This window comes from Neoroseomonas alkaliterrae (genome assembly GCF_014199195.1).
GTDB lineage: Bacteria > Pseudomonadota > Alphaproteobacteria > Acetobacterales > Acetobacteraceae > Neoroseomonas > Neoroseomonas alkaliterrae.
In genome coordinates, this window is the sequence record NZ_JACIJE010000008.1 from 192,529 (window position 1) to 205,892 (window position 13,364).

At 74.0% G+C, this 13,364-nt stretch carries 10 protein-coding genes; 2 read left to right on the forward strand and 8 right to left on the reverse strand.

Annotation, left to right across the window (positions count from 1 at the left end):
* Position 1: 1 nt before the first annotated feature.
* Positions 2-1,540 carry an acetolactate synthase large subunit gene (locus tag FHS88_RS14895; protein WP_184486198.1) on the reverse strand — a complete coding sequence of 513 codons (1,539 nt, stop codon included), beginning with the start codon at positions 1,538-1,540 and terminating at the stop codon, positions 2-4.
* 175 nt (positions 1,541-1,715) lie between these two features.
* Here FHS88_RS14895 and FHS88_RS14900 point away from each other — a divergent pair, with 175 nt between their 5' ends.
* Positions 1,716-3,986, forward strand: a complete 2,271-nt coding sequence (locus FHS88_RS14900; protein WP_184486200.1) for a fused MFS/spermidine synthase — start codon at positions 1,716-1,718, stop codon at positions 3,984-3,986.
* A 143-nt stretch (positions 3,987-4,129) separates the two neighbouring features.
* On the opposite strand, the gene FHS88_RS14905 is transcribed toward FHS88_RS14900, so the two are convergent.
* The 5 genes from FHS88_RS14905 to gpmI all read right to left on the reverse strand — a co-directional run bounded on the left by FHS88_RS14905 (position 4,130) and on the right by gpmI (position 10,428).
* Positions 4,130-4,612: an RNA pyrophosphohydrolase gene (locus FHS88_RS14905; protein ID WP_184486202.1), complete on the reverse strand. Its 483-nt coding sequence runs from the start codon at positions 4,610-4,612 to the stop codon at positions 4,130-4,132.
* Entirely contained in the window at positions 4,609-5,817 is a 1,209-nt protein-coding gene (locus FHS88_RS14910) for a divergent polysaccharide deacetylase family protein (protein ID WP_184486204.1), read from the reverse strand. The genes FHS88_RS14905 and FHS88_RS14910 overlap by 4 nt, the downstream gene beginning before the upstream one ends.
* A 185-nt stretch (positions 5,818-6,002) precedes the next feature.
* Positions 6,003-7,394: a S41 family peptidase gene (locus tag FHS88_RS14915; RefSeq protein ID WP_184486206.1), complete on the reverse strand. Its 1,392-nt coding sequence runs from the start codon at positions 7,392-7,394 to the stop codon at positions 6,003-6,005.
* 126 nt (positions 7,395-7,520) lie between these two features.
* Entirely contained in the window at positions 7,521-8,564 is a 1,044-nt protein-coding gene (locus FHS88_RS14920; RefSeq protein WP_184486208.1) for a murein hydrolase activator EnvC family protein, read from the reverse strand.
* Positions 8,565-8,871: 307 nt separating this feature from the next.
* Positions 8,872-10,428 (reverse strand): 2,3-bisphosphoglycerate-independent phosphoglycerate mutase, encoded by a 1,557-nt coding sequence (gene gpmI, locus FHS88_RS14925; protein WP_184486211.1) that lies wholly within the window; start codon positions 10,426-10,428, stop codon positions 8,872-8,874.
* 170 nt (positions 10,429-10,598) lie between these two features.
* On the opposite strand from gpmI, the gene FHS88_RS14930 reads away from it, so the two are divergent.
* The gene (locus tag FHS88_RS14930) at positions 10,599-11,690 is read left to right on the forward strand and encodes an alpha/beta hydrolase (protein ID WP_184486213.1); all 1,092 of its coding nucleotides are present in this window, start codon (positions 10,599-10,601) and stop codon (positions 11,688-11,690) included.
* Positions 11,691-11,708: 18 nt separating this feature from the next.
* Here the strand turns inward: FHS88_RS14930 and FHS88_RS14935 are convergent, their stop codons facing one another.
* A complete protein-coding gene (locus tag FHS88_RS14935; protein WP_338146591.1) occupies positions 11,709-12,572 on the reverse strand; it encodes an ion transporter in 864 nt (287 codons plus the stop codon).
* Positions 12,573-12,646: 74 nt separating this feature from the next.
* Entirely contained in the window at positions 12,647-13,324 is a 678-nt protein-coding gene (locus FHS88_RS14940) for an NnrU family protein (RefSeq protein ID WP_184486215.1), read from the reverse strand.
* Positions 13,325-13,364: the final 40 nt, after the last annotated feature.

Sequence of the window (13,364 nt, forward strand, 5' to 3'; positions counted from 1 at the left end):
CTCAGATCACCAGCTCGATCAGGAACGGCCCCGGCCGCGCGAAGGACTGCGCCATCAGGTCGCCCGCCTGGTCGAGCGTCGTCGCCTGCGCCGCCTCGACGCCCATTGCCTCGGCCATCTTCACCCAGCCAATGTCGGGGTTGCCGAGGTCGAGCATGTTCATCGCCGTCGGCCCCGGATTGGCGCCGACATTCTGATACTCGCCGAGCAGGATCTGGTACTTGCGGTTGGACAGGATCACGGTCGTCACCGGCAGCCGCTCGCGCGCCTGCGTCCAGAGCGCCTGCACCGTGTACATCGCCGAGCCGTCGGCCTGCAGGTTGATCACCCGCCGCCCGCCGCCGCCGATCGCCGCGCCCGTGGCCAGCGGCAGGCCGCAGCCGATCGCCCCGCCCGTGATCTGCAGCCAGTCGTGCCTCGGCGCGGCGAAGGTCTCGGGGAAGAAGCCGCGGCCGAAGGAGACGCTCTCGTCGGCGATGATCGCCTCCTCCGGCATCAGCGCCGCGACGGTGCGGGCGAGGCCCTCGGGGCTCGGCGCGCCGCGCGCGCGCTCGGGGCGCGGGCCGACATCGGGCATCGGGATGGCGGGCGCGCCCAACTCCTCGCACAGCGCGGCGAGCGCGGCCTCGGCATCCTGCTCGAAGCGCGTCAGCACATGCACCTGCGCGGTTTCCGGGTAGTGCTTCGAAGGCTTGCCCGGATAGGCGAAGAAGCCGACCGGCGCCTTGGCGTTCACCAGCACCAGGTGCTCGACCCATTCCAGCGCCTTGATCGCGACATCGGCCGGATAGGGCACGCGCTCGAGCGGCAGGCGCCCCTGGCCGCGCTGGGTCCGACCGTTCGAGCCCTCGGCCATCAGCCGGTGGCCGGTCGCCTGCGCGGCGCGCCAGGCATAGGCCTGCGCGCCTTCGCGCAGCGCCTTGCCGCCGAGCAGGATCAGCACGTTCTTCTTCTCGCGCAGGATGCGCGCAACGTTGCGGACCACATGCGGGTCGGCCGGCTGCGGGTGGGGCACGGGCAGGGGCTTGGCCACCACGCCGCCCTCGTCCCAGCAGGTGTCCGAGGGCAGGATCATGGTCGCGATCTGCCCGGGCGAAGTCATGGCCGCCTGCACCGCCGCCGCGGCGTCCGCCCCGACATCGGCGGCGCGGGTCGAGGTCCGCATCCAGTGCGAGACCCCGCGCGCCCAGCCTTCGGTATCGGCCGTCAGGGGTGCGTCGAAGGGCCGGTGATAGGTCGCCTGGTCGCCCACGCAGTTCACGATGCCCGAGCGCGCGCGCCGCGCGTTGTGCAGGTTGGCGAGGCCGTTGGCGAGGCCCGGCCCGCAATGCAGCAGCGTCGCGGCAGGCTTGCCGGTCATGCGCCAGTAGCCGTCCGCCATGCCGGTGACGACGTTCTCCTGCAGGCCGAGCACGCACTTCATCCCGGGGATGCGGTCCAGGGCGGCGACGAAATGCATCTCGCTCGTGCCGGGATTGGCGAAGCACACCTCGACCCCGCAACCCAGAAGTGTATGGACCAGGCTTTCCGCACCGTTCACTGCGCATCTCCGACGATCAGGAATGGCGCAGCCTGCGCGGGCCGGGCCGCCAGGGCAAGGTGGGGGCCTTGTCTTCCCCGAATCCTGCCGCAATCCTGCCCCACGAAAACGAGAGTAAATCCGGCGCCGCGCCGACAGGGGGGCAGGGCGACCGGCAGGGGGAGACGTCGTTCGCATGATTCCGCGCCTTGCCACCGCGTTCTTCGCGACGGGCTTCGCTGCGCTGCTGTGCCAGATCGTCTGGCAGCGCATGCTCGGCATCTTCGCCGGATCGGACACCATCTCGGCCGCGCTGGTCGTCGGGGCCTTCCTCGCGGGGCTCGGGCTCGGTTCCATCATCGGGGCCAAGATCGCGGACCGGCTGAGCGCGGCGCAGGCGCTGGCCGGCTTCGCGCTGGCCGAGATCGGCGTCGGGCTCTTCGCGCTGCTGTCCAAGGTGTTCCTCTACGACTGGCTCGCGACCGACCTCGCCGGGGTGGTGGACGCCGCGCCGGCCATCTTCGCGCTGTGCTTCGCGGGGCTCGTGCTGCCGACCACGCTGATGGGCGCCTCGCTGCCGCTGCTCGCCCGCGCGGTGGCGACCAGCCACGAGAACATCGCCGAGCGCATCGGCACGCTCTACGGCCTCAACACCCTCGGCGCGGGCATCGGGGCGATCGCGGGCGGCTGGCTGCTCGTCGGCCATCTCGGCTTCATCGGCGCGCTGTGGCTCGCCGCCGGGCTCGAATTCGCCGCCGCGGCGCTCGCGCTCACGCTGCTGCCCGCGCTGCGCGCGGCGCCCGCACCCGCCCCGGCCGCGCTGCGCGCCGCCGATGACGGGCAATACGGCGGCCTGCCGCTGTGGTGCGTGCTGGTGTTCCTCTCGGGCTACGTGATCGTCGCGCTCGAGATCGTCTGGGTGCGCTTCATGGGCCAGGTCGGGCAGTATCATGCCTACCTGTTCCCGACGGTGCTGGGCGTGTTCCTGCTTGCCGATGGCGCGGGCATGGCGGTCGCGGCGCGGATGGTGCGGCGGATGCGCGACCCGCGCCCGGCCTTCTTCATCACCCAGTCCGCGGGCTTCGTGCTCGCCTCGGTGCTGCTGCTCGGCGTCTGGTATGCGCTGCCCTACTGGCCGCTTTCGAGCCTCATGCCGGTGGATTTCAGCCGCATGTATGGCGGCTCGCTCGCGACGATGCTGGTGCTGACGGTCATCGTGGTCGGTCCGCCCTCCTTCCTCATCGGCATGACCTTCCCCTTCGTGCAGCGGGCGGTGCAGCGCGACCTCTCGGCGGTCGGGGCGCGCGTGGGCTGGGTGCAGCTCGCGAACATCGCCGGCAATGCGGCGGGTTCCATCATCACCGGCCTCGTGACCTTCCACCTGCTCGGCCTCGTGGGGACGATGAAGCTGCTCGCGGTGATGTCCCTGCTGCTGGTGCTGTTCTGGCTGCTGCGCGCGGGCTTCATGCGCAGGCCGGTCGAATCGGGCCTTGCCCTCGCCTGCGGCGTGCTGGTCTTCGCCATGCCCGGCAACGGCACCTTCTGGACGCGGCTGCATGCCGAGAGCAGCGGCCAGCAGGCGGCCTGGGCCGAGGACCGCTCCGGCGTCGCCTATTTCCGCGACGAGCGGGCGGGCGACAACCGCGCCGAAGGCCCCTTCTTCATCCAGGGCTTCAGCCAGGGACGCATCCCCTTCCTGCCCATCCACCAGTTCCTCGGCGCGGTGGGGCCGCTGATCCATCCGAACCCGCGCGAGGTGCTGGTCATCGGCGTCGGCAGCGGCGGCACGCCCTGGGCCGCGGGCGTGCGGCCGGAAAGCAGCGTGCGGGGCATCGAGCTGGTGGCGCCGGTGCTGACCACGCTCGAGGAGGTCGGCCGCCGCCATCCGGGCAGCCCGATGGAGCAGATGTTCCGCGACCCGCGCTGGCGGCTCGAAGCCGCCGACGGGCGGCGGACGCTCGCCAAGGAGAGCCGCCGCTACGACATCATCGAGGCCGATGCCATCCTGCCCGAGTCCTCGCATTCCGGCCTGCTCTATTCCGCCGAGTTCCTGGGCCAGGTGCGCGAGCGGCTCGCCCCTGGCGGCCTCTACGTGCAATGGGCGCCGACCGAGCGCGCGGTCGAGACCTTCGCCGCCGTCTTCCCGCACGCCATCCTGCTGATGCCGGTCGGCGTGCTGATCGGCTCGAACGATCCCATTCCCTACGATCCGTCGCGACTCGCTGCGGCCTTCCGGGAGCCCGCGACGGCGGAGCACCTGCGCCGCGGCAATGGCGCCTTCTCGGACTGGGCGAACCTGTTCGCGGAGCCGCCGATCGTCTGGTCGCCGGCCTCCCCGCGCTCCGAGGCGCCCCTGACCGACGTGTTCCCGCGCGACGAGTTCTACCTCAACAACCGCGTGGTCACGACCGACATCTATGCGCGGCGCGTGCGGCCGGTGATCGCGCAGGGCGACGCGCCGCGCTGATCCGGCGAGCGCCAGGGGCAGGCCGCCCGCGCGGGCCTGGGGGGGCAGCCTTGGCCGGGCGCCAGCCCCACGCCCTGCATGTGGCCGCCCCGCCGGCGTCGCGCGTCACGCCGGCCGTTGCGAGGGAGGTCCGCCCCGCGGCATCAGCGCGCGAAACGCGCGAACTCGCGCGCGAGATCCTCGTAGATCGCCCGCTTGAACGCGACGGCGAGGGCGGGCAGTTCCGCCAGCGGCGCCCAGCGCCAGGCATCGAATTCGGGGTGCGGGTCGCGATCGAGCCGGATGTCGGAATCGCTGCCGGTGAAGCGCAGCGCGAACCATTTCTGCCGCTGGCCGCGATACTTTCCGCCCAGCGCCTTGCCGACCAGTTCGGGCGGCAGGTCGTAGGTCAGCCAGCGCGGGTGCTCGGCCAGGATCTCGGCCTTCGCGGTGCCGATCTCCTCCTCCAGTTCGCGGAACACCGCGACCGCCGGATCCTCCCCGGCATCCATCCCGCCCTGCGGCAACTGCCAGCCGCCCGCCGCACCCTCGGCATTCGGCAGGTCGGCGCGGCGCGCCACCAGCACGAGGCCCGCCGGGCCGAACAGCACCGCGCCGACATTGTCGCGATAGGGCAGCAGGCTCATGGCGCGCTCGCGTTGCGCAGCGGGCCGGGCTCGGTCGCCAGCCCCTCGGGCCTGCGGATCATGGCCGAGACCGGCGCCATCACGAGGCCGCGTGCTTCGAGGCCGGCCGCCCAGGCGGCGATGCGCTCGACCACCACCGGCGTTGCCGCGCCGGCAAGGCCGAGGGCCGCGCCGCGCTCGCGCGCCAGGGCCTCGAGTTCGGCGAGCCGGCGGTCGATCTCTCCGCGCGTGCCCGCCGGCTCGTCGAGCACGACATCCACGCTGCGCCCCCAGGCGCGGGCCGGCGCGGGCGCGCCCGGACGCGGGTCCACATAGAGCAGCCCGCGCGCGCGCAGCGCATCCTGCACCGCGCCGATCGCCTCGGGCATGGCGGCGAAGCGCTCGCCGCGCATGCCGCCGACGGCGCCGATCGCCCCGACATAGCCCTGCGCCCGGCCGAGCACCCAGGCCAGGGTCTCGAGGTTCGCCGCCATCGGCTGCCCGGTCAGCAGCGCGCGGTCGCCCGGGTTGTTGAGCGGATAGCCGGCCGGTTCCATGGGCACGGAGATCAACGTCTCCATCCCGCGCTCGCGCGCGCGTTCGGCGGTCTGCCCGGGGCGCGGGGCGTAGGGGGAGATCGCGAGCGCCACCGCGGGCGGCAGGCGGCGGATGGCTTCCTCGGTGTGGGTGGCGTTGAGGCCGATATCGGCGACGATCACGCCGACGCGCGGGCGCGTGTCGCGCCGGTCGAACTCGCGGCCATAGGCGCGGATGGCGGTGCGGCCGTCCGGGCCGATGCGCGGCAGCGGGCCGTGGAGCGAATCCTCGAGCAGCGCGGGATCGGGCGCGGGAATGGCGCGCGGCGGCGCGGGCGGCGGCGCGGGCGCTGCGGCGACGGCCAGCACCGGCGGCTCCGGGGCGGCGGGAGGCGCGGACTCGGCCGCCCGCGCGGGCGCGGCGGTGACGCTCGCGACCCCCGGAGGCGCCGCCGCCTCCGCCGCTTGCCGCGCCGGCGGGTCGCTCGGCACGGGGGCCTGCGGCGCGGCGGTGGGCGGCGCGGGGGCGGGATCGGCCACCGGCCCCTGCGCCGCCGAGGCGACGGGAGGCGCGGCGGCCATGACGGGCTCGGGCGGGCCCAGGCGGTTCAGCCAGACCACGCCGCCGGTCACGCCGGCCCCCACCACCAGCCAGTAGAGGCCGAGCGCACGCCAGCCGGGCAGGCGCATGCCTCGCTATCCCCGCCTAGAGGTCCGATCGCCGCTGCCGGTTGCCGACAGCGGCGTTCAGTGTCCGGGCAGCACCAGGGCGGGTCGCGCGACGGGCGACCTCAGGGGCTGGAGCGGCGCGCGCCGCCGGGCGCGGCCGGAGGTGGCAGCGGGGCGCCGCGCGCCTGCTCATCGGCGGGTCGCGCCTAGCGTCCGGCGCGGCGCTGCGGGGCCGGCGCCGCCGCGATGCCGCGCAGCAACTGCACCGCCTGCTGCAACTGGTGGTCCGTCTCCGGCCGCGCCGGGTCGAAGGCGGGCGCGCCCTCGGCCGGCATGCGCTGCACGCGCTCGAGCAGGCCGGGCGGCAGGTTCATCGGCGGCGGGGGCGGCGGCGCGGCCGCCTGTGGCCGCTGGGCGCCGTTGTCGTTGCGCAGGGCGCGGCGCAGGTCGGCCTCGCGCTCGCGGCGGGCGATGGCGGCGGCGGAGGTGTCCTCGCGCGTCGCCAGCACCTCGATGTCGGGCTCGATCCCGGTCGCCTGGATGGAACGGCCGGAGGGTGTGTAGTAGCGCGCCGTGGTCAGTCGGATCGCGCCATTGCCCGGGATGGGCATGACGGTCTGCACGCTGCCCTTGCCGAAGGACTTCACGCCCATGACGATGGCGCGGCGGTGGTCCTGCAGCGCGCCGGCCACGATCTCGCTGGCCGAGGCCGAGCCGCTGTTGATCAGCACGACGATGGGCAGCCCCTGCGCGATGTCGCCCGGCCTCGCGTTCCAGCGCTGGCCGTCCTCCTGGCGGCGGGCGCGGGTGCTGACGATCTCGCCCTGGTCGAGGAAATCGTCGGCGATCTGCACCGCCTGGTCGAGCAGCCCGCCAGGGTTGTTGCGCAGGTCGAGCACGAGGCCCCGCAGGTTGTTGCCCGCCTGCTGGCGGATCTGCTGCATGGCCCGCCGCAGCGCCGCCTCCGTCTGCTCGTTGAAGGAGGAGATGCGGATGTAGCCGATGTCCCCGCCCTCGAGGCGGAAGCGCACGATCTGCGGGCGGATGACGTCGCGCGTGATGGAGAGTTCGATCGGGCGCTCGGCGCCCTCGCGGCGGATGGTCAGGCGGATCGAGGTGCCGCGCTCGCCGCGCATCTGCTCGACGGCTTCCTGCAGCGTCAGGCCCTGCACGCTGTTGCCGTTCAGGTGGGTGATGAGGTCCCCGGGGCGGACGCCGGCGCGCGCGGCGGGCGTGTCGTCGATTGGCGAGATCACCTTGATGAAGCCGCCCTCCTGCGTGACCTCGATGCCGAGGCCGCCGAACTCGCCGCGGGTCTGCACCTGCATGTCGCGGTACATGCGCGGGTTCAGATAGGAGGAATGGGGGTCGAGCCCGCTCAGCATGCCCTGGATGGCGTTCTCGATGGCATCGCGGTCGTTGACCGGCTCCACATACTCGGCGCGGATGCGCTCGAACACGTCGCCGAACAGGTTGAGGAGGCGGTAGGTTTCCGCCCGGCTGCCCTCCTGCGCCCAGGCCGCGACGAGCGGGCCCACCACCACGCCGGCCGCGAAGGCCGCGCCCACTGCCGCGATCGTGCCGCTCCTGCGCCGCATCCGATGTCCTTCCTTCCGTCCCGCCGGACCATGGACCGCCCGGCGACTCCCGTCAGTCTAAGCCCCGAGCCCCGGCCATGGCAGCCCGAAACCGCGCTGCAACATGACGTTACCGAGCGCGGCGCCTCATCCGGCGCTGCCGCGCGCGGCGGCGAGCCAGGGGGCGGGGTCCACCGCCTGCCCGTCCCGCCGCAGTTCCAGGTAGAGGCGGCCGCGGCCGCCCTCGCCCGGGCCGACCACGCCGACCGGTTCCCCGGCGAGCAGCCGGGCACCGCTGGTTGCATCGAGCCGCCCAAGGCCGGCGAGTACGACATGGTGCCCATCCGCGCATTCGACAATCAGCAGCAGGCCATAACTTCGGAAAGGACCGCTGAACACGGCGCGCCCGGCGCAGGGGCTGACCACGCGCGCGCCGGCCGCCGCGACCAGCGTCTGGCCGCGCGCTGGCACGCCTTCGGCCTGCTCGCCGTAGCCGCGCAGCACGCGCCCGGCGACCGGCTGCACGCGCGCCGCGCCCGGGCCGAGCGCGACCGCCGCCCGGTCGGGCGCGGGCGGCGGGGCGGGCAGGGGCCGGCCGGCCTGGCGGGCGGCGCGTTCCTCCCGCGCGCGTGCCGCCGCCTCGGCACGTTGGCGCGCGGCCGCGGCTGCGGCCTCGCGGGCGCGCTCGCGTTCCAGGCGCGCGAGCATCTCCGCGAGATCCGCCGCGCGGGCCAGCGCCTCCTGCGCGCGGGCGGCGGCGGCGCGCTCGGCCTGGCGGGCCTCGGCCTCGCGCATCCGGGCGGCGGCGATCTCGGAATCGAGGGCCTCGGCGGCGGCGCGCGCCTCCTCCCGCGCGGCGGCGACCAGCATCGTCTCGGCCGCGGCGACGCGGGCGCGGCGGGAGGCCTCGGCATCGGCGGCGCGCAGGGCCTCGAGGTCGCGGCGGATCTGCCGCGCGATGCCCTGCAGCACCAGCGCGCCGCGCAGCGCCTCCTCGGGCGGGAGCGGGACGGCGAGCAGCGTCTCGGCCGGCCAGAGCGAGAGGCGGCGCATGGCCGGCATCATCGGCGCGAGCGCCGCGGCGCGGCGCACCACCTCGTCGCGGGCGGCGATGGCGGCGATGACGGCCTCGCGCTCGCGCTCCTGCGCGGTTTCCAGCACCGCCTCGGCGCGCTGGACGCGCTCGGCCATGGCGACGCGCTGCCGGGCGAGGCCGCGCTCGATCTCGGCGGCTTCCTGGGCGAGGCGGGCGGCCTCGGCGGCGGCGGCGCGCTCGGCCTCGGCGGCGCGGCGGGCGTCCTGGACGGCTTCGCGGGTGGGCTGCTGGGCAAGCGCTGGGGATGCCAGCAGGGCGAGGAACAGGAACAGGGGGGCTCTGCCCCCCTGACCCCCCGCCGAAGGCTTGAGGCCCTCGGAACCCCCCTTCCGCGCAGGCGCCGAGTGCCGGGGGCCCGGGGGCCTCTCGGCCCCCGGCGGGGGTTCGAGGGGGCGGAGCCCCCTATTCCGCAGCCGCCGCACGCTCCGTCCGCAGCAGCGACGCCCCCGTCATCGCCGCCGGCTGCCCGAGGCCGAGCAGCGCGAGCAGCGTCGGCGCGATGTCCGCGAGCCGCCCGTCGGCAAGCCGCGCGCCCGCCGGCCCGCCCATCAGGATCGCGGGCACCGGGTTGGTGGTGTGGGCGGTGTGCGGCCCGCCCGTGGCGGGGTCGCGCATCATCTCCGCATTGCCGTGGTCGGCGGTGACGAGGAGCGCCCCGCCGGCGGCGCGCACCGCCTCGGCGATGCGCCCGAGGCCGGCATCCACCGCCTCCACGGCGCGGATCGCGGCCTCGAGGCTGCCCGTGTGCCCGACCATGTCGGCATTGGCGAAGTTCAGCACGATCAGGTCGTAGGTGCCCGAGCCGATGGCGGCGACGGCCTTCTCGGCGAGTTCCGGCGCGGACATCTCGGGCTGCAGGTCGTAGGTCGCGACCTTGGGGGAGGGGACCATGATGCGGTCCTCGCCCGGGAAGGGCGTCTCCTGCCCGCCGTTCAGGAAGTAGGTGACGTGCGGGTATTTCTCGGTCTCGGCCATGCGGAGCTGGCGCAGGCCGGCCGCCGCGACGACGGCGCCGAGGATGCCCTCCATGGATTGTGGGCCGAACAGCGTCGCGAGATGCGCGTTCAGCGCCTCGCTGTATTCGGTCATGCCGGCGGCGGCGGCGAAGCGGATCGGCCGCGCGCGGGCGAAGCCGCCGAAGCCGGGGTCGAGGAAGGCGGCGAGGATCTGCCGCACGCGATCGGCGCGGAAGTTGAAGCAGAGCAGCCCGTCGCCGTCGCGCATCCCGCCATAGGGCCCGATGACGGTGGCGGGGGTGAACTCGTCGGTGGTGCCCGCGGCATGGGCGGCGGCGATGGCGGCGGCGGCGGTCGGGGCGCGCGCGCCCGCGGCGAGGGCCATCGCGTCATGGGCCTCGCGCACGCGCTCCCAGCGGTTGTCGCGGTCCATCGCGAAGTAGCGGCCGATCACGGTGGCGATCCGCACGCCGGGAAGGCCTGCGATGTCGGCCTCGAACCGCGCCAGGAACTCGGGCGCGGCGCGCGGCGCGGTGTCGCGCCCGTCGGTGAAGGCGTGGATGGCGACCGGCACGCCGGCGCCGGCGAGGACGCGCGCCAGCGCCACCGCATGGTCCTGGTGCGAATGCACCCCGCCGGGGGAGAGCAGCCCCATCAGGTGGCAGGTGCCGCCGGACTGCTTCAGCGCGGCGATCAGCCCGGTCAGGGCCGGCAGGCGGGCGATGGAGCCGTCGGCGATGGCCGCGCCGATGCGCGGCAGGTCCTGCATCACGACGCGCCCGGCGCCGATGTTGAGGTGCCCGACCTCGGAGTTGCCCATCTGGCCCTCCGGCAGCCCGACATCGAGGCCCGAGGTGCGCAGGAAGGCGTGCGGGCAGGCGGACCAGAGCGCGTCGAAGGCGGGCGTGCGCGCCTGGCGGACGGCATTGTCGGCAGGGTCCTCCCGCCATCCCCAGCCATCGAGGATGACGAGCATGACGGGGCGGGGGCGGGTGGCGGACATGCGGCTTCCTCTCGCTCGCCGCGGGATTAGCCCCCGCGATGCGGCAGCGGCAAGGCCGCGGCGGGGCCTTTTCGCGCCGCCCGAGGTGCCGGCGATGCCGTGAGCCCGGTCACGGCACGGGCGTTGCGCGGGCGGGCCGAATGCGCTGCCGCCGGAACGGGAGGGCCCCCATGGACGTGACCGTGTATTTCGCGACCAATCGCGAGATCCTCGCCGAGGATCCGCCGCGCCTCGGCGCCGGATATAACGCGATCGGGCCCTATGGGCTGCGCTACGGCAAGGCCGAGGTCACGGCGCCGGCCGAGCGCGGGCGCAACCGCTTCGGGGATGGCTACCGGCTGAAGCGGGCGGCGCTCTACCCCGAACGCCTGCCGCTCGCCGAGGAAGGGGCGGGCGCGCCGCGGCTGCTCGGCAGCTCGGCGCTGCTCGATGAGCTGCGCACGCGGCTCAAGGAGACCGGCGCGGACCTGCTGGTGCTGATCCACGGCTTCGCCTCGACCTTCGAATCCACGATGGAGCGGGCCGCGCAGCTCAAGCTGCTCTACGGCACCAGGGACCGGCCGCTCGAGGTCGTCGCCTTCTCCTGGCCGTCCAACGGCCGCGCCTTCGGGCTGAAGGCGCGCGAGGGGGTGAGGCTGCAGTATTTCGACGACCGGATGGATGCCGAAGGCTCGGCCGCGGCGATGGCGCGCGCCTTCCACCGCCTGGTGGATTTCGTCCGCGACCTGTCCGAGGCCGAGAGCTGCGGGCGGGCGCTGCATCTGGTGGCGCATTCCATGGGCAACTACGCGCTGCGGCACGCGCTGCAGCAGATCCTGCGCGACGCGCCGCGCGGCCGCCTGCCCCGCCTGTTCGAGAACATCTTCCTGATGGCGGCCGACGAGGACGACGACGCGCTGAACGACCCGGCCAAGCTCGCGCACCTGCCCGAGCTCGCCCATGCCGTGCATGTCTACATGGCGCGCAACGACCGCGCGCTGGTGATCAGCGACACCACCAAGGCCAATCCCGACCGGCTGGGCGCGACCGGGCCGCGCACGCTGTCGGACCTGCCGCGCAAGATCACGCTGGTGGACTGCACGGAGGTGTCGGACACGCCCGGCCTCGACGCCCATCTGCGCCACCAGTACTACCGGACGCGGCCCGAGGTGGTGGACCATGTGCGCGCCGTGCTCTCGGGGCTTCCGCCCGACCGCATCGAGCCCCGGATCTACGTCCCCGCCAGCCGCGCCTTCCGCCTCGAACCATACCGCCGGCGCTGAACGGCCGGCCCGCCGCGCTCAGCCGCGGCGCTCGGCGCGCAGGGCGGCGATCTCGGCGCGCAGGGCGCGGATCTCGGCCAGCACCGCCTCCTGGTCGGCATGGGCGGCCGCCGCGGCGCGCTGCGTCGCCGCCTCGGCGGCGCGCACATCCGCGCTCTCCCGCTCGGCGCGCAGCGTCTGGATGCTGTCCACGATCACGCCGATGAAAAGGTTCAGCACCACGAAGGTCGCCAGCAGGATGAAGGGCACGAAGAACATCCAGGCGAGCGGCTGGGTCTCGAGGATCGGGCGCACATTCGCCTCGGCCCAGGATTCCAGCGTCATCATCTGGAACAGCGTGAAGAGGCTGGCGCCGAGGCTGCCGAAGCGCTCGGGCGCCAGGTCCCCGTAGAGCTTCGTCGCCATCACCGCGAAGACGTAGAAGATCAGCGCCATCAGCAGCACGATCGAACCCATGCCGGGCAGGGCGTGCAGCATCGCCTCGACCACATGCCGCAGTGAGGGCACGACGCTGATCATGCGCAGAACGCGCAGCACGCGCAGCGCGCGCAGCACCGAGAGCGGTCCGGTCGCCGGCATCCAGGCGATGCCCACCACCACCAGGTCGAAGATGCCCCAGGGGTCGCGGAAGAAGCGCCCGCGGAAGGCGTAGATCCGCAGCGCCAGCTCGGCGGTGAAGAGCCAGAGCAGCCCGGTGTCGAGCACCGTCAGCACCCCGCCGGCCGCCGCCATGACGGATGACGACGTCTCGAGCCCGAGTGTCACGGCGTTGAGCAAGATCAGCCCGATCACCGTGCGCTGGAATCCGTTCGAGAGCACGAGCCGCGCCGCGCGCGCACGCAAGGTGTTCGCCGAATCGGCGGCGATGAGGACTTCCTGCACGGTCTGGATCCCGCCCCTGTTGGCCCTGGCGCCGCGACTTAGGCGGGCGGCGCCGCGGCATCAAGCCGGAGGCTTCAGCGCAGCATCAGCGCCGGCACGCCGAAGAGATGCCGGTGCCCGTGCAGCACCGCCGCCCAGAGAACGACGCCGAGAAGGGGCGCGATCCAGCCGATCTCGCGGAGGACGAGCCGGTTCCGCCCGGCGAGGATCGCCCCGAAGGGCAGGATCGAGCTGGCGGCGGCGAAGCTCCGCCATGCCTCCCCGTGGCGCCGCGCCATCTTGGCGTCGATCGAGGGCATGCCGGCCAGCGCGGTGACGAGGAAGGCGCCGAAGAAGACGATCGCCGCCGTGTCCCCGTTGCCCGCGACATGCAGCCCCGACCACAGCGCGAAGGAAATCAGCATCGGGTGCCGCGTGACGCGCTGGATGCCGCGCGGGCCCTGCGCGATCAGCCCGCCCCCGCCCATCGCCGTGGGGTTGCCGATCAGCGAACACGTGAAGAGCACGAAGGCCGGCAGCATCAGCAGCGCGATGATCCAGCGCAGCCATGCCGGGGCGAACCAGACCGGCGCCGTCTCCGCCCCCTGCCAGGCGAGCACGAGCAGCCCGATCGCCACCACCGAAAGCACGGAGAAGGCGATGGTGAAGCCGGCCTCGCCCATCAGCGCGACGGCCCGCCCGCGCAGCGCGGTGCCCGAGATGCCGATATGCACGCCGACCCAGAGCAGGGCCGCAAGGACAAGGAGGATCATGGGCCGGAGCATCGCCGCAGCGCCCCCGCCGCGTCCAGCC

What these genes read in the sequence shown, in the direction of transcription:
- FHS88_RS14905 (WP_184486202.1), bottom strand. Translation starts at nt 4,612, where the DNA reads ATGAGCCTGCTGCCCTATCGCGACAATGTCGGCGCGGTGCTGTTCGGC.
- FHS88_RS14930 (WP_184486213.1), top strand. Translation starts at nt 10,599, where the DNA reads ATGGACGTGACCGTGTATTTCGCGACCAATCGCGAGATCCTCGCCGAG.
- FHS88_RS14900 (WP_184486200.1), top strand. Translation starts at nt 1,716, where the DNA reads ATGATTCCGCGCCTTGCCACCGCGTTCTTCGCGACGGGCTTCGCTGCG.
- FHS88_RS14915 (WP_184486206.1), bottom strand. Translation starts at nt 7,394, where the DNA reads ATGCGGCGCAGGAGCGGCACGATCGCGGCAGTGGGCGCGGCCTTCGCG.
- FHS88_RS14940 (WP_184486215.1), bottom strand. Translation starts at nt 13,324, where the DNA reads ATGATCCTCCTTGTCCTTGCGGCCCTGCTCTGGGTCGGCGTGCATATC.
- FHS88_RS14920 (WP_184486208.1), bottom strand. Translation starts at nt 8,564, where the DNA reads ATGGCCGAGCGCGTCCAGCGCGCCGAGGCGGTGCTGGAAACCGCGCAG.
- FHS88_RS14910 (WP_184486204.1), bottom strand. Translation starts at nt 5,817, where the DNA reads ATGCGCCTGCCCGGCTGGCGTGCGCTCGGCCTCTACTGGCTGGTGGTG.
- gpmI (WP_184486211.1), bottom strand. Translation starts at nt 10,428, where the DNA reads ATGTCCGCCACCCGCCCCCGCCCCGTCATGCTCGTCATCCTCGATGGC.